This is a genomic window from Streptomyces cinereoruber (assembly GCF_009299385.1).
Classification (GTDB): Bacteria; Actinomycetota; Actinomycetes; order Streptomycetales; family Streptomycetaceae; genus Streptomyces; species Streptomyces bikiniensis.
Map to the genome: position 1 here is coordinate 5444070 of NZ_CP023693.1, position 25336 is coordinate 5469405.

At 69.8% G+C, this 25336-nt stretch carries 31 protein-coding genes; 26 read left to right on the forward strand and 5 right to left on the reverse strand.

The window, feature by feature from the left end; genetic code table 11:
- Nucleotides 1-13: 13 nt before the first annotated feature.
- Nucleotides 14-1153, forward strand: a complete 1140-nt coding sequence (locus CP977_RS24670) for a D-alanine--D-alanine ligase family protein (RefSeq protein WP_062752041.1) — start codon at nt 14-16, stop codon at nt 1151-1153.
- 42 nt (nt 1154-1195) lie between these two features.
- On the opposite strand, the gene CP977_RS24675 is transcribed toward CP977_RS24670, so the two are convergent.
- Both CP977_RS24675 and CP977_RS24680 read right to left on the reverse strand, forming a co-directional pair.
- Entirely contained in the window at nt 1196-1693 is a 498-nt protein-coding gene (locus CP977_RS24675) for a DUF3515 domain-containing protein (protein WP_109185525.1), read from the reverse strand.
- 20 nt (nt 1694-1713) lie between these two features.
- On the reverse strand, nt 1714-1947 hold the full coding sequence (locus CP977_RS24680; protein WP_017947604.1) for an Lrp/AsnC family transcriptional regulator: 234 nt from the start codon (nt 1945-1947) through the stop codon (nt 1714-1716).
- Nucleotides 1948-2180: 233 nt separating this feature from the next.
- On the opposite strand from CP977_RS24680, the gene CP977_RS24685 reads away from it, so the two are divergent.
- Both CP977_RS24685 and thiD read left to right on the forward strand, forming a co-directional pair.
- Nucleotides 2181-3143, forward strand: a complete 963-nt coding sequence (locus tag CP977_RS24685) for a thiamine-phosphate kinase (RefSeq protein ID WP_062752039.1) — start codon at nt 2181-2183, stop codon at nt 3141-3143.
- Entirely contained in the window at nt 3140-3952 is an 813-nt protein-coding gene (thiD, locus tag CP977_RS24690) for a bifunctional hydroxymethylpyrimidine kinase/phosphomethylpyrimidine kinase (protein WP_062752038.1), read from the forward strand. The genes CP977_RS24685 and thiD overlap by 4 nt, the downstream gene beginning before the upstream one ends.
- Before the next feature lie 128 nt (nt 3953-4080).
- Here thiD and rpmB read toward each other — a convergent pair whose 3' ends face one another.
- Entirely contained in the window at nt 4081-4266 is a 186-nt protein-coding gene (gene rpmB, locus CP977_RS24695; protein ID WP_003957616.1) for a 50S ribosomal protein L28, read from the reverse strand.
- A gap of 237 nt (nt 4267-4503) precedes the next feature.
- On the opposite strand from rpmB, the gene CP977_RS24700 reads away from it, so the two are divergent.
- From CP977_RS24700 to CP977_RS24750, 11 genes are all read left to right on the forward strand, one after another.
- Nucleotides 4504-6267 carry a DAK2 domain-containing protein gene (locus CP977_RS24700; RefSeq protein ID WP_152370818.1) on the forward strand — a complete coding sequence of 588 codons (1764 nt, stop codon included), beginning with the start codon at nt 4504-4506 and terminating at the stop codon, nt 6265-6267.
- Between the two features lie 59 nt (nt 6268-6326).
- Nucleotides 6327-8525, forward strand: coding sequence for an ATP-dependent DNA helicase RecG (gene recG / locus CP977_RS24705; protein WP_152370819.1), 2199 nt, complete (start codon nt 6327-6329; stop codon nt 8523-8525).
- 69 nt (nt 8526-8594) lie between these two features.
- Complete coding sequence (gene rsmD / locus CP977_RS24710) at nt 8595-9179, forward strand: 16S rRNA (guanine(966)-N(2))-methyltransferase RsmD (RefSeq protein WP_109185527.1); 585 nt, start codon at nt 8595-8597, stop codon at nt 9177-9179.
- A 26-nt stretch (nt 9180-9205) separates the two neighbouring features.
- Nucleotides 9206-9685: a pantetheine-phosphate adenylyltransferase gene (gene coaD, locus CP977_RS24715; RefSeq protein WP_183953281.1), complete on the forward strand. Its 480-nt coding sequence runs from the start codon at nt 9206-9208 to the stop codon at nt 9683-9685.
- A gap of 110 nt (nt 9686-9795) precedes the next feature.
- On the forward strand, nt 9796-10872 hold the full coding sequence (locus CP977_RS24720) for a hypothetical protein (RefSeq protein WP_062752033.1): 1077 nt from the start codon (nt 9796-9798) through the stop codon (nt 10870-10872).
- Nucleotides 10873-11022: 150 nt separating this feature from the next.
- A complete protein-coding gene (locus CP977_RS24725) occupies nt 11023-11676 on the forward strand; it encodes a YceD family protein (protein WP_062752032.1) in 654 nt (217 codons plus the stop codon).
- A gap of 2 nt (nt 11677-11678) precedes the next feature.
- Complete coding sequence (gene rpmF, locus CP977_RS24730; protein ID WP_015036448.1) at nt 11679-11852, forward strand: 50S ribosomal protein L32; 174 nt, start codon at nt 11679-11681, stop codon at nt 11850-11852.
- Nucleotides 11853-11872: 20 nt separating this feature from the next.
- Nucleotides 11873-12679: a ribonuclease III gene (gene rnc, locus CP977_RS24735; RefSeq protein WP_109185528.1), complete on the forward strand. Its 807-nt coding sequence runs from the start codon at nt 11873-11875 to the stop codon at nt 12677-12679.
- Between the two features lie 138 nt (nt 12680-12817).
- A complete protein-coding gene (gene mutM / locus CP977_RS24740) occupies nt 12818-13681 on the forward strand; it encodes a bifunctional DNA-formamidopyrimidine glycosylase/DNA-(apurinic or apyrimidinic site) lyase (RefSeq protein WP_152370820.1) in 864 nt (287 codons plus the stop codon).
- 304 nt (nt 13682-13985) lie between these two features.
- The gene (locus CP977_RS35560; protein ID WP_425281919.1) at nt 13986-14489 is read left to right on the forward strand and encodes a HEPN domain-containing protein; all 504 of its coding nucleotides are present in this window, start codon (nt 13986-13988) and stop codon (nt 14487-14489) included.
- Nucleotides 14486-16168 (forward strand): ATP-binding protein, encoded by a 1683-nt coding sequence (locus tag CP977_RS24750; protein ID WP_152370821.1) that lies wholly within the window; start codon nt 14486-14488, stop codon nt 16166-16168. Before CP977_RS35560 ends, CP977_RS24750 begins: the two co-directional genes overlap by 4 nt.
- Before the next feature lie 390 nt (nt 16169-16558).
- On the opposite strand, the gene CP977_RS24755 is transcribed toward CP977_RS24750, so the two are convergent.
- Nucleotides 16559-17251, reverse strand: coding sequence for an HAD family hydrolase (locus tag CP977_RS24755; RefSeq protein ID WP_152370822.1), 693 nt, complete (start codon nt 17249-17251; stop codon nt 16559-16561).
- Complete coding sequence (locus CP977_RS24760; RefSeq protein WP_109185030.1) at nt 17238-18104, reverse strand: GntR family transcriptional regulator; 867 nt, start codon at nt 18102-18104, stop codon at nt 17238-17240. The genes CP977_RS24755 and CP977_RS24760 overlap by 14 nt, the downstream gene beginning before the upstream one ends.
- 152 nt (nt 18105-18256) lie before the next feature.
- On the opposite strand from CP977_RS24760, the gene CP977_RS24765 reads away from it, so the two are divergent.
- The 12 genes from CP977_RS24765 to CP977_RS24820 all read left to right on the forward strand — a co-directional run bounded on the left by CP977_RS24765 (nt 18257) and on the right by CP977_RS24820 (nt 25328).
- Nucleotides 18257-18586: an SCO3933 family regulatory protein gene (locus CP977_RS24765; RefSeq protein ID WP_152370823.1), complete on the forward strand. Its 330-nt coding sequence runs from the start codon at nt 18257-18259 to the stop codon at nt 18584-18586.
- Nucleotides 18587-18588: 2 nt separating this feature from the next.
- On the forward strand, nt 18589-19938 hold the full coding sequence (locus CP977_RS24770; RefSeq protein ID WP_152370824.1) for an FtsK/SpoIIIE domain-containing protein: 1350 nt from the start codon (nt 18589-18591) through the stop codon (nt 19936-19938).
- A gap of 83 nt (nt 19939-20021) precedes the next feature.
- Nucleotides 20022-20711, forward strand: coding sequence for a DUF2637 domain-containing protein (locus tag CP977_RS24775; RefSeq protein ID WP_152370825.1), 690 nt, complete (start codon nt 20022-20024; stop codon nt 20709-20711).
- 20 nt (nt 20712-20731) lie between these two features.
- Nucleotides 20732-20920: a mobile element transfer protein gene (locus CP977_RS24780; RefSeq protein ID WP_152370826.1), complete on the forward strand. Its 189-nt coding sequence runs from the start codon at nt 20732-20734 to the stop codon at nt 20918-20920.
- Nucleotides 20921-20936: 16 nt separating this feature from the next.
- Nucleotides 20937-21092 carry a hypothetical protein gene (locus CP977_RS24785; protein WP_109185025.1) on the forward strand — a complete coding sequence of 52 codons (156 nt, stop codon included), beginning with the start codon at nt 20937-20939 and terminating at the stop codon, nt 21090-21092.
- Nucleotides 21093-21105: 13 nt separating this feature from the next.
- Complete coding sequence (locus tag CP977_RS24790) at nt 21106-21420, forward strand: SpdD-like protein (protein WP_152370827.1); 315 nt, start codon at nt 21106-21108, stop codon at nt 21418-21420.
- 5 nt (nt 21421-21425) lie between these two features.
- Nucleotides 21426-21974 carry a GGDEF domain-containing protein gene (locus CP977_RS24795; protein ID WP_152370828.1) on the forward strand — a complete coding sequence of 183 codons (549 nt, stop codon included), beginning with the start codon at nt 21426-21428 and terminating at the stop codon, nt 21972-21974.
- Between the two features lie 94 nt (nt 21975-22068).
- The gene (locus CP977_RS24800; RefSeq protein WP_152370829.1) at nt 22069-22251 is read left to right on the forward strand and encodes a hypothetical protein; all 183 of its coding nucleotides are present in this window, start codon (nt 22069-22071) and stop codon (nt 22249-22251) included.
- Between the two features lie 5 nt (nt 22252-22256).
- The gene (locus CP977_RS24805) at nt 22257-22493 is read left to right on the forward strand and encodes a hypothetical protein (protein WP_152370830.1); all 237 of its coding nucleotides are present in this window, start codon (nt 22257-22259) and stop codon (nt 22491-22493) included.
- Nucleotides 22490-23893, forward strand: a complete 1404-nt coding sequence (repSA, locus tag CP977_RS24810; RefSeq protein WP_152370831.1) for a replication initiator protein RepSA — start codon at nt 22490-22492, stop codon at nt 23891-23893. Before CP977_RS24805 ends, repSA begins: the two co-directional genes overlap by 4 nt.
- A gap of 2 nt (nt 23894-23895) precedes the next feature.
- Nucleotides 23896-24093, forward strand: a complete 198-nt coding sequence (locus tag CP977_RS24815) for a helix-turn-helix transcriptional regulator (protein WP_152370832.1) — start codon at nt 23896-23898, stop codon at nt 24091-24093.
- Entirely contained in the window at nt 24093-25328 is a 1236-nt protein-coding gene (locus tag CP977_RS24820; protein WP_152370833.1) for a tyrosine-type recombinase/integrase, read from the forward strand. Before CP977_RS24815 ends, CP977_RS24820 begins: the two co-directional genes overlap by 1 nt.
- Nucleotides 25329-25336 lie beyond the last annotated feature (8 nt).

The window sequence follows — 25336 nt, forward strand, 5'->3', positions numbered from 1 at the left end:
CCCTCATCGCGATATGAGCGAGAACACCCAGAGCCCCCGCAAGCCGCGCGTGGCCGTCGTCTTCGGCGGACGCAGCTCCGAGCACGCCATCTCCGTCGTCACGGCCGGCGCCGTCCTGAGCGCCATCGACCGGGACAAGTACGACGTGCTGCCCATCGGCATCACGACGGACGGGCGCTGGGCGCTCACCGCCGACGCCCCGGAGCGGATGGGCATCGCCGACCGCGTCCTGCCGAACGTCGCCGACCTCGCCGAGTCCGAGCGGGGCGGCGTCGTCCTCTCCGTCGACCCCGCCAACCGCGAGGTCGTCCTCGCCGAGCCCGGCGCCGTGCCGCGCGCCCTCGGCGAGGTCGACGTGGTCTTCCCCGTGCTCCACGGCCCGTACGGCGAGGACGGCACCCTCCAGGGCCTCCTGGAGCTCTCCGGCGTCCCGTACGTCGGCGCGGGCGTCCTCGCCTCCGCCGTCGGCCAGGACAAGGAGTACATGAAGCGGGTCTTCGTCTCCTTCGGCCTCCCCGTCGGCCCGTACGAGGTCGTCCGGCCGCGCGAGTGGGAGCAGAACCCGGCCGCCGCCCGCAAGAAGATCGTGGAGTTCGCCGCCGACCACGGCTGGCCGCTCTTCGTGAAGCCCGCCCGCGGCGGCTCGTCCGTCGGCATCACCAAGGTGGACGACCTCTCCGGCCTCGACGAGGCGATCGAGGAGGCCCGCCGCCACGACCCCAAGGTCATCGTGGAGGCGCTGGTCCGCGGCCGCGAGATCGAGTGCGGCGTCCTGGAGTTCGAGGACGGCCCGCGCGCCAGCGTGCCCGCCGAGATCCCGCCCGTCACCGACCACGACTTCTACGACTTCGAGGCGAAGTACATCGACTCGGCCTCCGGCATCGTGCCCGCCCCCATCGGGGACGAGGCCACCGCCGAGATCCAGCGCCTGGCCGTCGCCGCCTACGAGTCCGTCTCCTGCGAGGGCCTGGTCCGCGCGGACTTCTTCCTCACCGAGGACGGCGAGTTCGTCATCAACGAGATCAACACCATGCCGGGCTTCACGCCCATCTCCATGTACCCGCGCATGTGGCAGGAGAGCGGCGTGAGCTACCCCGAGCTGGTCGACCGGCTCCTCCAGGCCGCGCTGACCCGCTCCACGGGCCTGCGCTAGCGGAACGCCGACCGGTCGCCCCCCGGGCACGTCCGGGCGGCGTCAGGAGCACTCCGGTTCGAGCGCGCACGGGACCGTCTCCGCCACGGGGGCGGCGAGATCGGCGAGCGGTCCCGCGTCGTGCTCGAACCGCGCGTCGAGGCTCACCTCGACGTACGTCTCCCGGTACACCGAGGTGAACCGGGGGCCGGAGCCCTCCGGCCGCTCCAGCAGCCAGCGCACGCCGTTCGCGGAGACGCCCTGCGCCTTCGCGTCGCTCATCTTTTCGGGTCGGGGGACCCCGCAGCGCAGTACGATCGCACCGTCACCCCACCCGGCGGTCAACTCGGAGCCGGGCTCCGGGTCACTCCGCTCCAGCCCCGCCACGGTGCCGGGCAGCTCCTTAGCCAGCGCCTGGCAGAGAGCGGCCTCCTCCGCGGGAGGGCCGGGAACCGCGACGGACGCCGGGGCGCCGGACGCGGAACAGCCGGCGGACGCCAGCAGCAGCACGGCGGCCGCGACGGCGGCGGGCAGGCCGAAGGGCCGGTGGGAAGAGGTCACCGGCCAAGCGTAGACGGGGGCTACAGATGAACGACCGGGCAGGTGAGGGTGCGCGTGATGCCGTCCACTTGCTGGACCTTGGCGACCACCATGCGGCCCAGCTCGTCGACCGTGTCCGCCTGCGCGCGCACGATCACGTCGTACGGACCGGTCACGTCCTCCGCCTGGATCACCCCCGGGATCTTGGAGATGGTGTCGGCGACGGTCGACGCCTTGCCCACCTCGGTCTGAATGAGGATGTACGCCTGTACCACGGAGCCTCCAGGGCGACCACGAGGATCTTGTGGGAGAAAGGGACGCCACGGTACCGCGTCGCCGCGGGCCGCGGGGAGACCCGCGCGTCCGGGGGCACCCGGGGCGTGGCGTACGCAGGACAGAAGTTGACGGTCTACTTGACGGTACCCAGCACGGTGACGGCCCGCGACCCGCGGCGCGCCCAGGCGCGCCCCCGCCCGCCGGCCGGCACGAAGACACGAGGTGAGACGCGGTGAAGGGCACAGTCGGAGAGCTGGGCGAGTTCGGGCTCATCAGAGAGCTCACGTCCCGGCTCACCTCCACCCCGGCGGTACGGATCGGGCCCGGCGACGACGCCGCGGTCGTCTCCGCCCCCGACCGGCGCGTGGTGGCCAGCACGGACATCCTCCTCGAAGGACGTCACTTCCGCCGCGACTGGTCGACGGCGTACGACGTCGGCCGCAAGGCCGCCGCGCAGAACCTCGCCGACATCGCCGCCATGGGCGCGGTCCCCACCGCCCTCCTCCTCGGCCTCGTCGTCCCCGCCGAACTCCCCGTCACCTGGCCCACCGAACTCATGGACGGCCTGCGCGACGAATGTCAGGTCGCGGGCGCGGCCGTGGTCGGCGGCGACGTCGTGCGCGGCGACACGATCATGGTCTCCATCACCGCCCTGGGCGACCTGCGCAACCACGACCCGGTCACCCGGGGCGGAGCCCAGCCCGGCGACGTCGTCGCCTACACCGGCTGGCTCGGCTGGTCCGCCGCCGGATACGCGGTCCTCTCGCGCGGCTTCCGCTCCCCGCGCGCCTTCGTCGAGGCCCACCGCAGGCCCGAACCGCCGTACCACGCGGGCCCGGCCGCCGCCGGACTCGGCGCCACCGCCATGTGCGACGTCAGCGACGGCCTCATCGCCGACCTCGGCCACATCGCGGAGGCCAGCAAGGTCCGCATCGACCTGCGCTCCGGACTCATCGACATCCCCACCCAGATGCACGACATCGGCCAGGCCGTCGGCGTCGACCCCATGCAGTGGGTGCTCACCGGGGGAGAGGACCACGCCATCGTCGCCACCTTCCCGCCGGACGTGAAGCTCCCCGCCCGCTGGAAGGTCATCGGCGAGGTCCTCAACCCCTCGGCGCTGCCCCAGGTCACCGTGGACGGCGCGCCCTGGCACGCGGCCGGCGGCTGGGACCACTTCGGGGAGACGGAGTGAGCGCGGGAGATTCGGGGCGGCCGCCGCTGGTCCTCACCGTCGCCGGGTCCGACTCCGGCGGCGGCGCGGGGATCCAGGCCGACCTCAAGACGATGCTGGCGCTCGGCGTCCACGGCATGAGCGTCCTCACCGCCGTCACCGCGCAGAACTCCCGGGGCGTCCAGGGCGTCTGGGAACTGCCCGTGGAGGCCGTCCGCGCCCAGTACCGGTCCGTCGTGGACGACATCGGCGTCCAGGCCGTGAAGACCGGCATGCTGGCCACCGCCCCGCTCGTGGAGACCGTCGCGCAGCTCCTCGCGGACACCGGCGCGCCCGTCGTCGTGGACCCGGTCGGCGTCTCCAAGCACGGCGACCCGCTCCTCGCCGCCTCCGCGCTCGACGCCGTCCGCACGGAACTGCTGCCCCGCGCCACCGTCGCCACGCCCAACCTGGACGAGGTGACACAGCTCACGGGCGTGCGCGTCGCGCGCGAGGACGACATGAGGGCCGCCGCCGAGGCCGTCCTGGCGTACGGGCCGGCCTGGGCCCTGATCAAGGGCGGGCACCTGTCCACGGGCGGGGAGGCCGTGGACCTGCTCACGGACGGCGAGGAGGAGCACTGGTTCCGCGCCCCGCGCCTCGACAACCGGCACACCCACGGGACGGGCTGCACGCTCGCCTCGGCGGTCGCCTCCGGGCTCGCCAAGGGGCGCACGGTGCCGGAGGCGGTGCGGGAGGCCAAGGAGTACGTGACCGGGGCCATCGGCGCCGGATTCGCCCTGGGCGGGGGCATAGGCCCGGTCGACCACGGCTGGCGGTTCAGGGGCTGAAGGGGCCCGGGGGCGTCACGCGCCTCCGGACCCGATCCCGTTTCCGGGCATGGCAAAAGGCCGGTTCACCGAGGTGAACCGGCCTCTCAAGGCAACCGCAGGGGCTGCGCTACGACAGAACGTCGCGGTTAGCGCGAGACCTTGCCGGCCTTGATGCACGAGGTGCAGACGTTGAGCCGCTTCGGCGTCCGACCGACCACGGCACGCACGCGCTGGATGTTCGGGTTCCAGCGACGGGACGTACGGCGGTGCGAGTGCGAAATGTTGTTGCCGAAGCCCGGCCCCTTGCCGCAGACGTCGCAGTTGGCAGCCACGGGTCACTCCAAAGACTTCAGAATTACAGTGAAATCCGGCGCACCGGAATCAGGAGTCTGAAGTGGCTTGCCGGGGAACGGCCCGGACTGAACCGGGCAACCGAAGCAGCATACAACGCCTGCTTCCGTGGAACGAAACTACCATGTTCCCCGCCGGCCCCGCCCCGGGCCCCGGTCACGCCCGGGACACCTCCGGTCTACCCTGCGGTGAGCTCACCGCCGAAGGAGGACCCCCCGTTGTCGCGAGCCCTTCAGCCTGACGAGGAGCTCGTCGAGCTCGACGCCGAAGCGGTCCGGACCTGGTGCGCGAGGGCCTTCGACGCCCTCGGACGGGAGCGCGAGGAGATCGACGCGATCAACGTCTACCCGGTCGCGGACGGGGACACCGGCACCAACCTCTACCTGACGGCGGAAGCCGCCCACCGGGCCGTCGAGGCGGTCTTCGCCGCCTCCGGCCCGGACACCGCCGAGACCGTACGGGCCATGGCCCACGGCGCCCTCCTCGGCGCCCGCGGCAACTCCGGGACCATCCTCTCCCAGCTCCTGCGCGGCATGGCGACCGTCCTCGCCGACGGATGTGACGGGGATCATCTCGCCCGCGCCCTCGCCGAGGCCGCGCGCGCGGCCCGGCAGGCCGTCGCCCACCCCGTGGAGGGCACCATCCTCACCGTGGCGAGCGCCGCCGCCGGGGCGTGCGCGGCGGGCGGCCCGCTCGTACGGGTGGCCCGCGACGCCTACGAGGGCGCCGCGACCGCCCTGACGGCCACCTCCGGCCAGCTGGACGTCCTCGAACGCGCCGGGGTCGTGGACGCGGGCGGCCGGGGCCTGGTGGCCGTCCTCGGAGCCCTCCTGGAGACCGTCACCGGACGGGCCCCGGACCGCGCCGCGCCCGCCCCGCTCCCGCCGGCCGCCCCCCGCGAGAAGTGCGCGGGCGAGGACGGCCCCGCCTACGAGGTGATCTACCTCCTGGAGGCCGACGACGCGGCCGTCGACCTGCTGCGCTCCCGCCTCGACGCCCTGGGGGAGTCCCTGGTCGTCGTCGGCGGCGACGGGCTCTGGAACGTCCACGTGCACGTGGACGACGCGGGCGCCGCCGTCGAGGCCGGCGTCGAGGCCGGCCGCCCCCACCGCATCCGGATCACCCACTTCGCCTCCGACGCGACGCCCGCGCCGGGACGCGGCACCGCACGGGGGGCCGGGAGCGGGACCGACGGCACTCACACGCACCGGTACGGGACCGACGACGGGTACGCGCACGCGTGCGGCCCCGAGAACGACGGGTACGTGCACGCGTGCGGCACCGGAGACGACGCCGCACGCGCCGCACGCGGGGAACGGGTCCCGCGCGCGGTCGTCGCCGTCGTCCCCGGCGAGGGCCTCGCCGGGCTCTGCGCCGAGGCCGGCGCCACCACCGTACGCACCCGCCCCGGCGAACCCCCCGCCGAGGACGAGCTGGTCGAGGCCGTCCGCCGGGCGCACGCACGCGAGGTCGTCCTCCTGCCCAACGACACCGACCTGCGCGAGACCGCCGCGGCGGCCGCCGAACGCGTCAGGGCCGAGGGCGTCCGCGTCGCCCTCATCCCCACCCGGGCCGCCGTCCAGGGCATCGCCGCCCTCGCCGTCCACGAACCGGACCGGCGCTTCGACGAGGACGTCGTCGCCATGACGGCCGCCGCCGGCGCCACCCGCTACGCCGAACTCGCGGTCGCCGAGCACCGGTCCTTCACCTCGGCCGGCGTCTGCCAGGCCGGCGACGTCCTCGGCCTCATCGAGGGCGACGTCGCCGTCATCGGCAAGGACCTCACCGAGACCGCCCGCACCGTCCTGGACCGGATGCTCTCGGCGGGCGGCGAACTCGTCACCCTCGTCGTCGCCGACGACACCCCGCCCGGCCTCGCCGCCGACCTCGAACAGCACGTACGGCGCGGCTACCTGGCCGTCGACACCACCACGTACCACGCGGGCGCGGAGGCCCCGCCGCTGCTCATCGGGGTGGAATAGGGCCCGGTTCCGGGGGTTGTCCACAGGCCTCGCCCCGACTGTCGGTCCCGTGGTGTGCAATGGAACGCGTGCCCGCGCTCGACGAACCACTCAAGAAGTCCCTCGGCCCCGCCACCGCCAAGGTCATGGCCGAGGCGCTCGACCTGCACACGGTCGGGGACCTGCTCCACCACTACCCCCGCCGGTACGCCGAGCGCGGGGAGCTGACCACCCTCTCGGACCTGCCGCTGGACGAGCACGTCACGGTGGTCGCGCAGGTCGCCGACGCCCGCGTGCTGACCTTCAACGGCTCCAAGGGGCGCGGCCAGCGCCTCGAAGTGACCATCACCGACGGCAGCGGCCGCCTCCAGCTGGTCTTCTTCGGCAAGGGCGTGCACAAGCCGCACAAGGACCTGCTGCCCGGCACCCGCGCGATGTTCGCCGGCAAGGTCTCGCTCTTCAACCGGCGCCTCCAGCTCGCCCACCCGTCGTACGAACTCCTGCGCGGCGACCGCGAGGAGGCCGTGGACGTCTGGGCCGGGGCCCTCATCCCGATCTACCCGGCCACCACCAAGCTGGAGTCCTGGAAGATCGCCAAGGCCGTCGACGCGGTCCTGCCGAGCGTCACCGACGCCGTCGACCCGCTCCCGGACGCCCTGCGCGAGGGCCGCGGCCTCGCCGAACTGCCCGACGCCCTGCGGATGATCCACCGGCCCCGCACCAAGGCCGACATCGCCGCCGCCCGGGACCGGCTCAAGTGGGACGAGGCCTTCGTCCTCCAGGTCGCCCTGGCCCGCCGCCGGCACGCCGACACCCAACTGCCCGCCGTCCCCCGCAAGCCCGCCCCCGGCGGCATCCTCGACGCCTTCGACGCCAAGCTCCCCTTCACCCTCACCGACGGCCAGCAGAAGGTCTCGAAGGAGATCTTCGACGACCTCGCCACCGACCACCCGATGCATCGTCTCCTCCAGGGGGAGGTCGGGTCGGGCAAGACCATGGTGGCCCTGCGCGCCATGCTCGCCGTGGTCGACTCCGGGGGGCAGGCCGCGATGCTCGCGCCCACCGAGGTCCTCGCCCAGCAGCACCACCGCTCCGTCACCGAGATGATGGGCGAGCTGGCCGAGGGAGGGATGCTCGGCGGCGCGGACCGGGCCACCAAGGTCGTCCTGCTGACCGGTTCGATGGGCGCCGCCGCCCGTCGGCAGGCCCTCCTCGACCTGGTCACCGGCGAGGCCGGGATCGTCATCGGCACGCACGCGCTGATCGAGGACAAGGTCAAGTTCCACGACCTGGGCCTGGTCGTCGTCGACGAGCAGCACCGCTTCGGCGTCGAGCAGCGCGACGCCCTGCGCGGCAGGGGCAAGCAGCCCCCGCACCTCCTCGTCATGACCGCGACGCCCATCCCGCGCACGGTCGCCATGACCGTCTTCGGAGACCTGGAGACCTCCGTCCTCGACCAGCTGCCCGCCGGCCGCTCCCCGATCGCCAGCCACGTCGTCCCGGCCGCCGACAAGCCGCACTTCCTCGCGCGCGCGTGGGAACGGGTCCGCGAGGAGGTGGAGAACGGGCACCAGGCGTACGTGGTCTGCCCCCGGATCGGGGACGAGGAGGACCAGAAGAAGGCCGGCTCCAAGGCGAAGTCCGCGGAGGACGAGGCCGAGAAGCGGCCCCCGCTCGCCGTCCTCGACGTCGCCGAGAAGCTCCGCACCGGTCCCCTCGCCGGCCTGCGGATTGCGGTCCTGCACGGCCGCATGCACCCCGACGACAAGGACGACGTCATGCGCCGCTTCGCCGCCGGCGACCTCGACGTCCTCGTCGCCACCACCGTCATCGAGGTCGGCGTCAACGTCCCCAACGCCACCGCCATGGTCATCACGGACGCCGACCGCTTCGGCGTCTCCCAGCTCCACCAGCTCCGCGGCCGCGTCGGCCGCGGCTCCGCCCCCGGCCTCTGCCTCCTCGTCACCGAGATGCCCGAGGCGAGTCCCGCCCGGCAGCGCCTCGGCGCCGTCGCCTCCACCCTCGACGGCTTCGAGCTCTCCCGCATCGACCTCGAACAGCGGCGCGAGGGCGACGTCCTCGGCCAGGCCCAGTCCGGCGTCCGCTCCTCCCTGCGGGTCCTCACCGTCATCGACGACGAGGAGGTCATCGCCGCCGCCCGCGAGGAAGCCACCGCCCTCGTCCTCGCCGACCCGGACCTCACCGCGAACCCGGGCCTGCGCACCGCCCTCGACGCCCTCCTCGACAAGGACCGGGAGGAGTACCTGGAGAAGGGCTGACCACCCACCGGCCCCCCTGCGGCCATATCCTGAGACGTACGCACTGGACGACGCAGGACGAGGACACCGATGACCCGCGTGATCGCCGGTACGGCCGGCGGCCGGCGCCTGGCCGTGCCGCCCGGCAACGGCACCCGCCCCACCTCCGACCGGGCGCGCGAGGGCCTCTTCTCCACCTGGGAGGCGCTCCACGGCACCCTCGACGGGACCAGGGTCGCCGACCTGTACGCGGGCTCCGGCGCCGTCGGCCTGGAAGCCCTCTCCCGGGGCGCCGCCCACGCCCTCCTCGTCGAGGCCGACCCCCGCGCCGCGAAGACGATCCGGGACAACGTCCGCGCGATCGGCCTGCCGGGCGCGGAGCTCCGTACCGGCAAGGCCGAGCAGATCGTGACCGGACCGGCCCCCGCCGACCCGTACGACCTGGTCTTCCTCGACCCGCCGTACGCCGTCGGGGACGCCGATCTCCGCGAGATTCTCCTCACACTGCGCTCGGGGGGCTGGTTGAGCGAGGATGCCCTCGTCACCGTGGAGCGCAGCACCCGAGGCGGAGAATTCGGCTGGCCGGCCGGTTTCGAGCCACTGCGGGCCCGTCGTTACGGCGAGGGAACGTTTTGGTACGGTCGCGCCGCCTCTACGTGCGAAGACGCACGATGACCGGACCGGAGAGCGAGGGACCCAAGTTGCGCCGCGCCGTCTGTCCGGGGTCATTCGACCCCATCACCAACGGACACCTCGACATCATCGCCCGCGCCTCCAAGCTGTACGACGTCGTACACGTGGCCGTGATGATCAACCAGTCGAAGAAAGGTCTCTTCACGGTCGACGAGCGGATCGAACTGATCCGCGAGGTCACCGCCGACTTCGGCAACGTCCAGGTGGAGTCCTTCCACGGCCTGCTGGTCGACTTCTGCAAGCAGCGCGACATCCCGGCCATCGTCAAGGGCCTGCGCGCGGTCAGCGACTTCGACTACGAGCTGCAGATGGCCCAGATGAACAACGGCCTCTCGGGCGTGGAGACCCTCTTCGTCCCCACCAACCCGACGTACAGCTTCCTCTCCTCCTCCCTGGTCAAGGAGGTCGCGGCCTGGGGCGGCGACGTCTCCCACCTGGTCCCGCCGCTGGTCCTCGGACGCCTGACCGAGCGGCTCGCGCAGAAGTGACGCGCGGCCACCGCCGCTGACGCTCCGTCACCTGGTGTCGGACGGGCGCCGACTGCCCTTACAGTCGTCCCGTCCTTCTCCAACCGGCTGTAGAGAGTGGCGAGCACCAGGTGGACGTGCAGAAGAAGCTCGACGAGATCACGGCGACCGTGCAGGGCGCCCGCTCCATGCCCATGTCGGCATCCTGCGTGGTCAACCGCGCCGAGCTGCTCGCCCTGCTCGAAGAGGTGCGCCAGGCCCTGCCCGGCTCCCTCGCCCAGGCCCGGGAGCTGATCGGCGACCGCGAGCAGATGGTCGAGCAGGCCCGCCGGGAGGCCGAGCGGATCATCGAGGCCGCCCACGCCGAGCGCGGCTCGATCGTCTCCGACACCCAGGTCGCCCGGGAGTCGCAGGAGGAGGCCGACCGGATCCTCTCCGAGGCCCGCCGCGAGGCCGAGGAGATCCGCGCCGAGGCCGACGACTACGTCGACTCCAAGCTCGCCAACTTCGAGGTCGTCCTCAACAAGACCATCGGCTCCGTCGACCGGGGCCGCGAGAAGCTCCTCGGCCGCGGCCCGGGGATCGGCCCGGACGGCTACGCCGACGAGGACGCCCCCGAGTACAGCGCCGATCCGCAGACCCTGATCCAGCGGGCCGACGAGTACGTGGACGCGAAGCTGGGCGCCTTCGAGGCCGTCCTCAGCAAGACCCTGGAGGCCGTCGGGCGGGGCCGGCAGAAGCTGCACGGCCGGATCGCCTCCGACGCCCTCGGCGAGCACATGGCCGCCCAGGACGGCCTCGGCGGCACGGTCCACACCAGCGACGCCGACTACCTGGCGGGCCTCGCGGAGCTCTCCGACCCCGAGCCGGCGCAGAGTCCGGCGCAGGCGCCCGCCCCGGTCCCGGCGCAGGTCCCGGCCCCGCCGCAGCAGCAGCCCGACCCGTACGGGTACCCGCAGCAGGACCCGTACGCGGCCTACCAGCAGGTCCCGCAGCCGGACCCCTACGCCTACCAGCAGCCGCAGCAGCCCGACCCGTACGGCTACCAGCAGCACGACCCCTACGCGTACCAGCAGCCGGCCCCGCCGGCCCACCAGCCCCAGCAGGCCGCCGCGCTCGACGAGACCAGCTTCTTCGACACGAGCATGATCGACCTGGACCAGCTGCGCCGCTACGAGCAGCAGTACGACCAGGGCGGGCAGCAGTAGGGGAACGGGCGAAGGGCCCGGATTGGGCCCTGGGCGAAGCGTCCAGTATCCTGGCTCTTCGGTCGCGCGTATGCCCGTGACCCGTGCTGCCCACGGTCGGCAGCCCACGAACCTTCCCCGACGCAGAACGATCCGAAAGCAGGAAGAGCCCTGAGCACGCGCCTCGACCACCGCAACCCCCTCGTGTTCGACACGCACGAGCTGGGGCGGCGTCCTGGTGCCCTGCAGCGGCTCTCGCGATCGGTCGAGGCCCCCGCGGCCATGGGCGTCGAAGGAGTGATCGGAGTGCCCGAGGGCGCCCCGATCGACATCGATCTCCGTCTTGAGTCGGTCATGGAAGGGGTGCTTGTCACAGGCACCGCCCGTGCGTCGGCCGAGGGGGAGTGCGTAAGGTGTCTGGAGCCCGTCGAGCTGGAGCTCGACGTGGACTTCCAGGAGATGTTCTCGTACCCCGAGTCCGACGACCGGGGCCGCTCCAAGGCGGCCGCGGACGACGAGGCCGAGGGCGAAGAGGACATGATCCCCCTCGAGGACGGCATGTTCGACCTCGAACCCGTGCTGCGTGATGCGGTGGTGCTCGCACTGCCGATGCAGCCGGTGTGCCGGGAGGACTGCGAGGGTCTGTGCTCCGAGTGCGGAGCGAACCTCAACGAGAACCCGGACCACCACCACGACGCCGTCGACATCCGTTGGGCGGCACTGCAGGGACTCGCCGGTTCGCTGGGAACCGATGAGAAGGACAACATGAGCGGCAAAGCCTCTGACGGGGACGTCCGAAGCGCCGCCGAGAAGCAGGAGAAGTAGCCGTGGCTGTTCCGAAGCGGAAGATGTCGCGCAGCAACACGCGCCACCGCCGGTCGCAGTGGAAGGCTGCGGTCCCCACCCTGGTTTCGTGTGAGCGTTGCCAGGAGCCGAAGCTGCAGCACATCGCGTGCCCGAGCTGCGGCACCTACAACAAGCGCCAGGTCCTCTCGGTCTGATTGGGCTGGTGAGAGGCGCAATGTCTGAGTCCCGCAAGACGGACGACAAGACGGACCATGCCTCGTCCCACACGCTTCTGGAAGGGCGGCTCGGCTACCGGCTCGAGTCCGCCCTTCTGGTGCGTGCGCTGACCCACCGTTCGTACGCGTACGAGAACGGCGGTCTGCCCACCAACGAGCGCCTGGAGTTCCTCGGGGACTCCGTGCTCGGCCTGGTGGTCACCGACACGCTGTACCGCACCCACCCCGACCTGCCCGAGGGCCAGCTGGCCAAGCTGCGGGCCGCGGTGGTCAACTCGCGTGCGCTGGCGGACGTGGGTCGCGGACTCGAACTCGGCTCCTTCATCCGGCTCGGCCGGGGCGAAGAGGGCACGGGCGGCCGGGACAAGGCGTCCATCCTCGCCGACACCCTCGAAGCGGTGATCGGCGCGGTCTATCTCGACCAGGGCCTCGAAGCGGCGTCCGAGCTGGTGCACCGGCTCTTCGACCCGCTGATCGAGAAGTCCTCGAACCTCGGTGCCGGCCTGGACTGGAAGACCAGCCTCCAGGAGCTCACCGCGGCCGAGGGCCTGGGCGTCCCGGAGTACCTCGTCTCCGAGGAGGGCCCGGACCACGAGAAGACCTTCACCGCTGCCGCCCGCGTCGGTGGTGTCTCGTACGGCACCGGCACCGGCCGCAGCAAGAAGGAAGCGGAACAGCAGGCGGCGGAGTCCGCGTGGCGCGCGATCCGCGCGGCCGCGGACGAGCGCGTGGCGGCGGCGAAGGCCGCGGCCGAGGCGGGAGCGGTCGCCGACCCCTCTCCTGCCAAGGACCGGGCCTCGGCCTGACCTCACGTCCTGCCCGCTTTCGGAGCTTTCCGGGAACCCCGCCCCAGGGCGGGGTTCCCGTCTTTCCGCACGCCGTCGGGGCGGCAGTAGGGTGGTTCCGGCCGTCGAAGAAGTGATGAACGAGTCCGGAGGAACACCGTGCCCGAGCTGCCCGAGGTCGAGGTCGTACGGCGCGGTCTGGAGCGCTGGACCGCCGGACGGACCGTGGCCGGGGTCGAGGTCCTGCACCCCAGGGCCGTACGACGGCACCCGGCGGGCGGCGAGGACTTCGCGGCCCGGCTGAAGGGGCAGCGGTTCGAGGGCGCGCGGCGGCGCGGCAAGTACCTCTGGCTGCCGCTGGCCGACACCGGGACGGCCGTCCTCGGGCACCTCGGCATGAGCGGCCAGCTGCTCGTCCAGCCGCACGACGCCCCCGACGAGAAGCACCTGCGGATCCGCGTCCGCTTCGACGACGAGGCCGGCAGCGAGCTCCGCTTCGTCGACCAGCGCACCTTCGGCGGGCTCTCGCTCCACGACCAGAGCCCCGACGGCCTCCCTGACGTCATCGCGCACATCGCCCGCGACCCGCTGGACCCGGAGTTCGACGACGCCGCCTTCCAGAGCGCGCTGCGCCTGCGCCGTACGACGATCAAGCGGGCGCTCCTGGACCAGTCGCTGATCAGCGGCGTCGGCAACATCTACGCGGACGAGGCGCTCTGGCGCTCGCGGCTGCACTACGACCGGCCGACCGCCACCCTGACCCGGCCCCGCTCGGCCGAACTCCTCGGGCACGTCCGGGACGTGATGAACGCGGCGCTCGCCGTCGGCGGCACCAGCTTCGACAGCCTGTACGTGAACGTCAACGGCGAATCCGGCTACTTCGACCGCTCCCTCGACGCCTACGGCCGCGAGGACGAGCCCTGCCGCCGCTGCGGCACCCCGATGCGCCGCCGCGCCTGGATGAACCGCTCCAGCTACTTCTGCCCCCGCTGCCAGCGCCCGCCGCGCGTGGTCACGGTGTGAGCCGGGCCCTGGCGGCAGCTCAGTAGCCGAAGAAGTGAGGGGCGGGGTCTCTGACCTGCGGCTGTGTAATCGATCAAGGCGGTGACCTGGGACTTAGCTGCCGATGGTTGTCAGCGTTGGTCATCGTTGAGCGCCCTTCTACGGCCCCACGACGGCCCGGGAGGGCGCTCTTGGAGTGCGCACAACCTGAGCCGGATCGGGCAAGAAGGAGTAGACACCTGCTGTAGGAGCCGAACGATAGACTCGGGTCGTGACGTCAGGCGGCGGGGCTGGGCCCATCAGAGTCAACACCTCCCTCGAAACAGTGCTTGCCCGGATTACACAGGCAGACAAAAAGACTCTGTCATTGTTTGTTGAGGGCGTTTCTCTAGAGGCTCGAACCTCACGAGTCATATCGGATTTGCAGCACCAGGTTTGTGCCGACCGAATAGACCTTTCTAACTCGTTTCTTGTTTCGGCTGACAAGCTACTCCGCACTAGGCCAGGTCAATACCGGAGTGCCATTAGTCGTTACTACTATTCGATGTATCATTCGGCGCGCGCTGTGGTCTACTTTGCTCACGGTGGCGACGACCACGAAAAGCATTCAGTGCTTCCAACGAAGTTGCCAGGAGATTTCCCCAATAGTAGTTTCTGGCAGAACGAGCTGAAGGATGCCCGTCTAAATCGAAACAGTGCCGATTATGACCCGTATCCGTCGTCTTGGAGGCACTGGCAGGCTCTGGCTAAAGGCCTAAGTGCGACAGCGCCGAACTTCCTGCAACTTGCCACGCAGTATTTGAAGCAGAAAGGATGCGCGCACGTATGAGTACGCCCGCTTCAGGTGACTGGACCGCGCACATTAAGAGCGCTTTTGAGGGGCGTGGCGGAATCTGGGTTGCAGATATCGCCATCCGCGAGTACCCGGATGAGACTAATTACATCGTATATGTTCGAGAAAATGATGTGCCGGATGCGGCGGTCATCGGAAACGAGCTCGATGAAGAAATCTCTTCTCCAGGTAATAGGGCGTTCGTAATTGTCCGGAAGGCCCCTGATGAGCTTCTAGAAAAGGAGATGAGCCCGCTGGCGAGTGGTGTGCAAGATACCCGCTCGACAGACTTGGGTAATTTGATTAGTGCCCGATCCAGGGTTTCCGAGGCGCAGCCGAGTCTGTCCTATGTGAAGGATGCTGATCGAAACCTTTTTGCAGTTACAACCCCGCGTCACCATTTGATCTTTGGTAGGCGAGGTGCAGGTAAGAGTGCATTGCTGGTTGAAGCTAAGCGCAGCCTGGATGGCGATTCCAACATCTCAAGCTGGACGAATATGCAGACGCTTCGCAATGAGTCTGCCGGCAGGGTGTTCCTGCACGTAGTTGAGGACCTTCTCCAAGCAGTTGTGACGCGGCAGCAGAGGATTAGGTCGCAGTCACCGCTCTCTGTGCAAGCAGTCGACGTATATGAAGAGGTGCGTTCCCTTCTCTCGGTTGAGTCGCCTGAGCCTGATTGGCCAACGCGGCTAATCCCCAAAGTGCAGCGCACATTGAAGCGATTCCTGGACTCGAACGGCCTGCGCCTTTACATCTTTGTAGATGACTTCTATTACATCCCTCGCGGGGATCAGCCAATGCTCCTGGACATGCTCCATGGGTGCGTTCGAGACTGTGACGCATGGCTGAAGATCGCATCCATTCGTCACCTCACTAAGTGGTGGCAGTCCTCGCCCCCGCTTGGTCTGCAAACTATGCACGACGCTGATTTGCTGGACCTCGATGTCACTTTGCAGGATCCAGGAAGGGCAAAGCGTTTCTTGGAGAGTATTCTTACGGAGTATGCCCGCCATGTCGGAATTCCTTCCCTTGGTCGCATCTTCAGTTCCCCAGCCCTTGACCGCCTTGTGCTGGCGTCGGGAGGGGTCCCGCGCGATTATTTGATTCTCGCGCAAAGTTCAATTCTCAAGGCTCAGAGGCGGCAAAAGTCAAAGCTTGTTGGTGTGCAAGACGTCAACCAGGCCGCTGGCGACGCAGCGCAAGCCAAGGTCCAGGAGCTCGAAGAGGACATGGCTTCGGATATTCAGTCAGCCACGAGGACATTGGAAGCCCTGAAGCGGGTCCGAGCATTCTGCCTGGAAGAGACAAGCCATACGTATTTCCTTATTGGGTATCGGGATAAGGAAAACGCCCCAAATTGCTACAACGTGCTCACCGATCTTCTTGATCTCCGGCTGATCCATCTAGTGGATGATGGGGTTTCCGACCCGCATTCTGCTGGTCATCGATCAGAGGCGTACATGCTAGACCTGAGTCAGTTCTCTGGTTCGCGGTTGAAGCAGGGTATTGAAGTGCTGGACTTTCAGGCAGGAAATATCATTTCAAGGAAGACTCGGGGTTCATATAGAGGGAAAAGTGAATCCAAGCCAAAGGTTGGAGACACTCCGCTCCGTGCTATCGCAATTCTGCGAACTGCTCCGACCTTTACCTTGAATCGAGTGGCTGATCTTGCCTAAGTTCCTATTCTCCCCACAGTGGGGCACCTAACCACGCGGTCGGTGGAGCGGCTTTGGGCTGGAGCTGCTTTGGGGCGAGTGATCATGGCCCCGTAAGCTTCCGGCGCGTCGGGCAGTCTGTGGACCTGCCCGGTAAAGCACGACGTTGGGGCCATGATCTTAGAGGCTCGCCCCAAAGTGGCTGCCTAAAGCCGTGGAGCCGACCGCCCCAGCCACAGAGGGGTTCTCCACCCATCAACCCGAGCTGTCAGGCGTGCGGCCGGCGGTCGGGCTGGAGCGGGGCGGAGACAGGAGCGCAGGCCCGGGCGACGGGCCGCGCGCGCCGCGCTGTGCGCGGCGGGTGCCTTGATGAGGTAGAGAAACTTGTAACAGCTCCCTGCCATTCCTTGGCTACTCCGCCGCCAGTGCGTCGGCGATGTCCTGCATGTGCTCGGTAACGACATCGGCTTGCGCCTCGCTGAACAGATCCGCCTTGTGGGGCTTGTTGGCGTAGCCGATGACCGTTGCGCCAGCCGCATGGGCCGCCTGAATGTCGGTGAGGGAGTCGCCGATCAGGGTGCAGCTCGTGACGTCGATGTGCATCCGCTCGGCCGCCGTGATGAGCGGGAACGGGTTCGGCTTCATGAGGTGGGGCTGTTCGGAGGGGCGGCCCACGATCTCCGTGACGTACTCCTCCAGACTGTGGAGCTCCAGGAAGGCCCGTACGCACTCGGCGGAGTTGTTGCTCACCACCGCGACTCCTCGACCGGCCGCGCGTGCCGCCTGGAGGGCTTCCGTCGCTCCCGGAATCGGCTGTCCGGCCACCGCGACGGCTCGCACCTCGGCGGCCGTCAGAGCCTGCTCGATCCGCTGACCTAGTTCGGTGTCGGCTTCGTGCGCGATGCGGAGGACCTCGATCGGATCGTTCGTCTGGGCAGCCTTCGCGCCCGCGGCTTCGTCCTGGGCGGAGAGGAGCGCGGTCAGTTCTCCTGCGACCTCGGGTGCCGGCAGTCCCGCGAACACGTCGCACACGGGTCCGTCGAAGTCGAAGAGGACGACGCGGGCGTTCGCCAGGGTTTCGATGAGCGGGTCAGCGTGCGTCAAGGTCAAAGTCCCTTCCGATGGTCTCCCAGACGCTGTCGAACCACATCTGGGCTTGCTGGACCTGCTGGGCTCCGCCGGACGTCTCGCCGTCGTTGATCGAGTGGTGGAAGAGGACGGTGTCCTTGCCCACGAGGTCGTAGATCTCGATCGTCTCGCCCTGGGCGACGACCTTATTCGGGCGGATCGGGTAGTACCCGAAGAAGGCGTCTTCATTGTTGATCACGTAGAGCTTGAAGAACTGCGTGCCGCTGTGGACGCGGACGCTGATCCTGGTTTCAGCGACCAGGCCGAGGTGCCCGAGCTCGGTGATGGCGTCCCGGATGCTGCGGGTGTAGCCGACCATGATGTCGTGCATACGGTCGCGGAGCCGCTTGTCGTCGGCTCCGTCTTCCATGCGTACGGGTGCGGCCTGCGGCACGGACATGTCCGGGACGAGTATCCGCATGGTGATGCTCGACGGCGTGAGCCTGCCGATCCGGATCTTGTCGAGCGGCTCTTGAAGGGCACCGTGCAGGGTCTCGCTGGAGAATCCCGCGAAGTCGATGGTGACGTGGTCCTTGGCGAACGCCTGCTCAACGTACGGCCGTAGCCCCGCCGGCCTTTCCGTTCGATTGCGCACGTAGACGCCACTGCCCTTGCGGGAGACGACGAGCCCTTCGTCTTCGAGGTCACGCAACGCACGCTGGATCGTCGCCCGCGCGAACCCGTACAGCTCCGTCAGTTCCTTGTGGGACGGAAGCTTTTCGCCGGGGCCCAGTCGGCGTGTACGGATGGCGGCTCCCAGGCTGCTGGCCACCTGCTCGTAGGGCGCTCGGTCGTCGTCTGGGTCGAGGGGCTCGGGGACAAAGGTCATGAGCCGATGGTAGGCGAGTGGCCTAGGTCAGGACAGTCATGGCAGTCATGTCATTGACATGGCTAGCCATCTCTCGTACCTTCAAGATGTGACCAACCGGGTTAGCCAAGTTGGTCATCCAGCTTCCTGCTGTCTTCTCTGAAGGAGAGACCATGCCGTCGTTCAAGGTGGACACGTCGACCGCCATGGTGTTCGTCGCCACGGCCCCCGTACCGAAGCTCGTGAGCAAGCAGACCGGTGAGCGCGCGGTGGACCGGGAGACCGGCGCCAACCTCTCCACGGTCGGCCTGCTGATCTCGGACGAGGGGGAGGGCAACCTCTACCAGGTGACCGTTCCGGAGACCGGTCTCCCGGAGAATCTGGCGCCGGGTATGCCGGTGTCGGTGATCGGGCTCAAGGCCCGGGACTGGGAGAACACGTTCAACGGCCAGACCCGTCACGGCATCTCGTTCCGCGCCGTCGCCCTCACGGCCGGGGCCTGACCGTGACGGACCTGTCGATGTTATGGGAGGTCGGTCTCCCGCTCGCCGGAACTGCCGGCGGTCTCGGCTACGCCAAGGTTCGCGCGCCTCGCGTGTTCTGGTCGCTGGTGGGCCTGCCGGTGGCAACGACGCGGTTCGCGGTGACCTACCGGTCCACGATGGACGTGTGCGGGCTGACGGTCCAGCCCTCCCGCTTCCGCGCCTTCCTGGTCCGCAACGTCGCCCGCCGCGCCGACGTCCAGCCGGTCCCGCCGAAGGTCCGCCGGATCCGGGCCAGCATGACCGGCCTGCGCATCACCCTGCGGCTTCCGGCCGGTCTGGAGCCCGCTGATGTGATGGCGGCCTCCGAGCGGTTGCGGCACGCCTGGGGCGTCCACTCGGTCAACGTGGTGACGGTGAAGCCGGGGTTCGTGGAGCTGCGGATGACTGGCTACGACGTGCTTCGCCGGGTGCGGATGCCGCGCCGGATCGTGTCGGGGCCGATGTCGGTTCCGGTCGCGCTGCGGGAGGACGGCACCGCCTTCGTCCGCGACTACCTCAAGGTCCCCCACGCGCTGACCCTGGGGGCGAATCAGTCGGGCAAGTCGATGTATCAGCGCAACCTCATCGCCGGACTCGCCTGCCTGCCCGTCGCCCTGGTCGGCATCGACTGCAAGCGCGGTGTCGAACAGCGCGGCTACGCGCCCCGGCTCTCCGCCCTGGCCACTACCCCCGAAGAGGCCGATGACCTGCTGGATGTGCTGGTGGGGGAGATGGAAGAGCGCTTCGACCTCCTCAGTGCCTACGGGGCCGGTGACATCTGGGCCCTGCCTGACGACGTCCGCCCCGCCCCGGTCGTGGTCCTGGTGGACGAGGTCGCGGAGCTGTTCCTCGTCGCCACGAAGAAGGACGAGGAACGCCGGGACCGCATGGTCACTCAGCTCATCCGCCTGGGGCAGATGGCGCGTGCGGCCGGCATCTTCCTGGAGGTGTGCGGGCAGCGCTTCGGCTCCGACCTCGGCCGCGGCGCCACCGCCCTGCGGGCCCAGCTCACCGGCCGGGTAGTGCACCGGGTCAACGACAAGCAGACCGCCGAAATGGGCGTCGGCGACATCGCCCCCGACGCCGTCGTAACCGTACTGACCATTCCCCCGGACAGGCCTGGCATCGCGGTGGCCGGGGATACCTCCGGCGGCTGGTCCCGCATCCGCACTCCCCAGCTCACCGCCGCCGAAGCCGCCGCCATCTGCGCCGCACACGCCCACCTCACCCCGGACCTGCCCGCCCTCACCCCTTACCGCCCGGCCGCCCCGGTCCACGTCGGCGTTCCGGCTTTCGCCCCGCTGGTCAAGCCGTCCCCGGTGACCCCGTAGCGACTCCCCTCCCCACCTCGGTGGCGTGACCGTCTCACGCCAGGTCCCTACCCGACCCATGCCTGAAAGGAGGTGAACCCCTCATGTTCCGCACCCTCCGCTTCGACGCCGTGCTGATCCAGGCCGTCATCGCCGGGGCCCTGTCCTTCGCCCACCTGCACGACCTGGCGGCCGCTGCCGGTCAGGACGGCTGGAAGGCCTGGGCCTACCCCGTCTCCGTCGACCTGCTCCTGGTCGCCGCGTGGCGCCGGATGCGTAAGGACGGCGGCAACCGCGACGCCTGGCTGTGGTTCGCCATCGCCCTGACCGCCTCGCTCGGAGCCAACGTCGCCACTGCCGGACTCCTCGACATGAACGACGTCCCAGCCTGGCTGCGCATCCTCGTCGCCGGATGGCCCGCCCTGGCCTTCCTCGGCGGCACCCTCCTCGCCCACGCACCCCACCCCGAACCAGAACCCGAACCCGCCCCGGAGCCCGAACCCGCCGCGGCGGAAGAACCCATGACCGAGCTGGTCGTAGAACGCGCTCCGGAACCTGCTCCGCAACCGGCACCGGAGCTCCCGCCGGCCGAACCCGCCGCCGTGGAAGTCCCGCCGGAGCCTGTCCCCTCGGCACCCGTCGTCCCGGTGCCGCCCGCGCTCCTCGCGCATGCGCAGAAGATCGCGGACGCCCACCGGGCCCAGACCGGTGAGCCGATCGACGCGGAAACCCTCCGCACCCGCCACGGCCTCCCGCCCGCCCTCGCGGACTCCATCGCCCTCCAACTCGCCTGACCAGAAAGGAGACAGCACCCGTGCGTCCGAACCGCTTCTACGACGTCACCCGCATCGGCCCGGTCCAGGTCGGCACCCACCACGACGGCCGGGGCCGCACCAAGCACACGGCCGTGTGCACCGCCCCGCGCTGCGACTTCTCCGCCGACTACAACACCCGCGCCGCCGCCGAACTCGCCGCCCGCACCCACCGCTGCCAGCCCCGCTGACAAGGAGACCCGCGCCATGAACGTCCCGCTCTGGCTCGCCCTGCTCGTCGTCGGCGGACTCGGCATCAAGCTCATCCGCCCGCCCTGGTGGCTCGTCGCCGTCCTCCTCCTCGGCGGCTACCTCCTGGCCGACAGCCTCCTCGCCCCCGTCATCGACACCACCATCAAGTAGGGAGACCCGCCTCATGCTCCAGCCCCGCATCCCGGTCAACCCGCTCCCGACCGGCGCCCCCAACCCCCTCAACCACCCGGCACCCGCCCCGCCCGTCGACGTCGAACCGACCGCCTCGGCCCCGGCCCCGGTTGTTCCGGCTCGTACGACGGTGCAGCTCACCCCCGGCAGCGCGCTCGCCCTCGCGGCCGGCGGCGGCGCGGTCGTCCTGGTCGTCGGCACGGTCCTGGTCTCCATGCTCCTCGCGGTCGCCATCACCGGCGTCTCCGTCGCGGTTATCGCCGTGGTGCTGCGGCTCCTGGTCCGCGACATGCAGAAGGGCCGGTGACCCCCATGGACACCTACACCATGGCAGCCGCGGGCTTACCGGCCCTGGGCTGGGCTCTGCACGGTGGGCTGCTTGCGCGTCGTCTGGCCACCGCCCGCCGCGACCCGCTGACCGGCTTGCACACCCGGGCCGGATGGACCGCCCGCGCCGAACGCCTCATCGCCAAACACCCCGGCGCCCTGGTGCTCCTGGTCGACCTGGACGACTTCAAGGCCGTCAACGACACCCACGGCCACGCCGCCGGAGACGCCGTCCTCACCGCCACGGCCCAGCGGCTGGACGACTGGTGTGGGCGATTCGGGGTCGCGGCCCGGCTCGGTGGCGACGAGTTCGCCGCCATCGTCGCCCACCCCGACCGCACCGCCGGCCTTCTCCCGCTCTGGTCCGCGCTGGACAGCCCGGTCACCCACCACGGGCACGTCCTGCCGGTCTCCGCGTCGGTCGGCTGCGCCTACCCCGCCCACCTGCCGGTCCCCACCCTCACCGACGCCCTGTCCGCCGCCGACAAGGCGATGTACGCGGCCAAGGGCCACGGCAGGCGCAACACACACTGAGCGGCCCCCGGGACGGCTCTCTCGCCAAAGAACCGCCGCCCCGGGCGCCTTCAACCCCCTCCAGATCCACCGGACCCGAAAGGGAAAACCCATCATGTCCCAGACCAGCCTGCCCCCGCGCGTCTGCCATCACTGCGACGGCTTCCCCGTCGTCCACATCACCACCGGCACCCGTACCCCCGACGGACAGCGCCGCACCCTGGCCGCCACCTGCCCGGCCTGCAAGGGCACCGGCACCCGCGCCACGGCCGCCGCCCTCACCCACGCCGGGAAGTGACTGCCGTGAACGGTCTCTCGGTCAACGGCCACCTCCAGGTGGACACCCGCATCCGCGTCACCCCCTTCCCCGACCGTCTTCGCCCGTTCGTGAGCCTGCGTATCGAGGGCGACGCCATCGATATCGCGCTCCTGGTCTCCTCCGGCTCGGCCGACGCCCTGCGCGCCCTCGCCACCGCCGCGACCGAAGCCGCCACCGTCCTCGACGCCCTCACCGCCGAAGCAACGGAGGTTCCCGCGTGACCGACTCCGCCCTCGCGGCGGGCCTGGACCCGGCCACCCTGAGCGACCTGCTCAAGGTGGCCGGGTCTCCCGGCTTCGACCGCCTCACCGAACAACTCCGACGCACCGGCGGCTGCACCAACCCCATCCGCCTGACCGGCGGCACCAAGCTCCTCGACCCCGCAACCAAGACCGTCCTGCACGCCTACACCACCGACGCCGAACCCGGTGGGGTGCTGCGGGTGGCGTGCGGCAACCGGCGGGCCTCCCGCTGCCCGGCCTGCGCCTGGACCTACGCGGGCGACACCTACCACCTCATCCGCGCCGGACTCACCGGCGCCCCCGACAAGGGCACCCCGGAAACGATCCGCGACCACCCCCGGGTCTTCGCCACGCTGACCGCGCCGTCCTTCGGCCCGGTGCACAACCGGCCTGGTACCCGGCCCTGCCGCTGCGGCACCCGCCACCCCGAGGACGCCCCCGAGCTGGGCACCCCGCTCGACCCGTCCACGTACGACTACGCAGGGGCGGTGCTGTGGAACAACCACGCCTCCGACCTGTGGCGCTACTTCACGATCTACCTGCGCCGGGAGATCGCCGCCCGCGCCGGCCTCACCCAGAAAGCCGCCCGCGAACAGTCCCGCGTCTCCTTCGGCAAGGTCGCCGAGTACCAGAAACGCGGCGCCGTGCACTTCCACGCCGTCATCCGCTTCGACGGCCCCGACGGACCGCACACTCCGCCCCCGGCCTGGGCCACCCTCGACCTGCTCACCGACGCCATCCGCGCCGCCGCCACCCGCGTCCGCGTCGTCGTCCCCGCCGCCCCCGCCCATGGTGTCGGCCAGGACCTCGCCCTCACCTGGGGCACCCAGCTCGACATCCAGCCCATCAACGCCTTCGGCCAGGGCGAAGACCTCACCGAACAGGCCGTCGCCTCCTACGTCGCCAAGTACGCCACCAAAGCCGCCGAGACCACCGGCACCACCGACCACCCCGTCGGCAACAAAGAAGCCCTGATCCTCCTCGACGTCCCCGACCACCCCCGGCGGCTGATGGAGGCCTGCCTCGACCTCCACGCCGCCTACCCCGACCGCCGCTTACGCGACTGGGCCCACATGCTCGGCTTCCGCGGCCACTTCTCCACCAAATCCCGCAGCTACTCCACCACCCTCGGCGCCCTCCGCCAGGTCCGCGCCGACTACCGCGCCCACCAGCAACGCACCGCCCTCGGCCTCCCCCACCCCGATGAACACCCCGAAGCCACCGTCCTCACCGTCGCCCACTGGACCTACGCCGGACACGGCCACACCGCCGGCGAATCCTGGCTCGCTGCCAACATCCACCGCGACATCCAGCACAACCGCCAACACGCCCGCGAGATCCGTACCGAACTTGAAGCCACCGACATGGGGGAGTGGTGACCATGGCCCGTGCTCTGCCCGATCGATATCTCACGCCGACCGACCTTGCTGACCTCCTGGGCGTTCCACTGGAGACCATCTACCAGTGGCGCCGGAAGGACACCGGTCCCAGGGGCTTTCGAGTCGGCCGGCATCTCCGCTTCGACCCCGAGGACGTTCGTGTCTGGGTGGCCTCCCTTATGTATAAGGAAGCTGCCTGATGGCCGGACACATCCAGGACCGCTGGTTCAAGGTAGAGAACGGCCCGGACGGCAAGCCTCAGCGAATCAAGACGGAGCGTCACGGGACCGGCCTGCGATACCGCGCCCGCTACATCGGCCCGGACGGGACAGAGAAGTCGAAGAGCTTCCCCGACAAGCAGAAGCGCAAGGCTGAGGTCTGGCTGTCCAACATCGAAGCGGACATGTCCCGGGGCGACTACATCGCTCCTGAGGCAGGCAAGGTCACGTTCGAGCAGTACGCGAACCAGTGGATCAAGACTCAGGGAACCGACCCCTCCACGAGAGAATCCGTCGAGATGCGGCTCCGGCTCCACGCGCTTCCGCACATAGGGACGCGCCCCATGAGCTCCTTCAACCCGACGCACCTTCGACTGTGGATGCGGACGCTGGAAGACGCGGGCCTCTCCGCTTCCTATCGGCGTGGAATCTTCGCGCACGTCTCCACGGTCTTCACGGCCGCAGTGGAGGACCGGGTCATCAGGGTCAACCCTTGTAGCGCCCGGTCCGTAAAGGCGCCCCGGCTCGACCCTCGCAAGGTCAAGCCGTGGTCGGCTGCCCGCGTCATGGCGGTCCGGGCCGAGCTGCCCGAGCGGTACCAGGCGCTTGTCGATCCCGCTGCCGGGTGCGGTCTGCGCCAAGGGGAGGTGTTCGGCCTCGCCGTCGAGGACCTGGACCTCAAGGGCGGTGTCGTCCACGTCGTTCGGCAGGTGAAACTACTCCGCAACCGTCCGGTCTTCGCCCCGCCCAAGGGCGGCAAGGAGCGTGACGTGCCCCTGCCCGAGTCCATCGCCCTCGCGCTCACGGATCATCTTCACCAGTTCCCGGCCGCCGAGGTGACGTTGCCCTGGAAGACGCTCGACGGTCCTCCGGTCACGGCGACGCTGATCTTCCGGAGTCCAGAGGGGTTCTCGCTGAACCGGAACCGCTTCAACGACCGGCAGTGGCGCCCGGCCCTACGTGCCGCCGGCATCGTGGGCGGCCGGGACAACGGAATGCACGCGCTGCGTCACTTCTACGCGTCCGTACTCCTGGACGCCGGGGAGAGCATCAAGGCACTGAGCGAGTACCTGGGGCATCACGACCCCGGATTCACGTTGCGGACCTACACCCACCTCATGCCGTCGAGTCAGACGCGCACGCGGGCCGCCGTGGACGCAGTGTGGGCCGCCCCGGATGCCGATCACGGCCCCGGGACGGCCCACACAGAAGGGTAGGGCTCTGA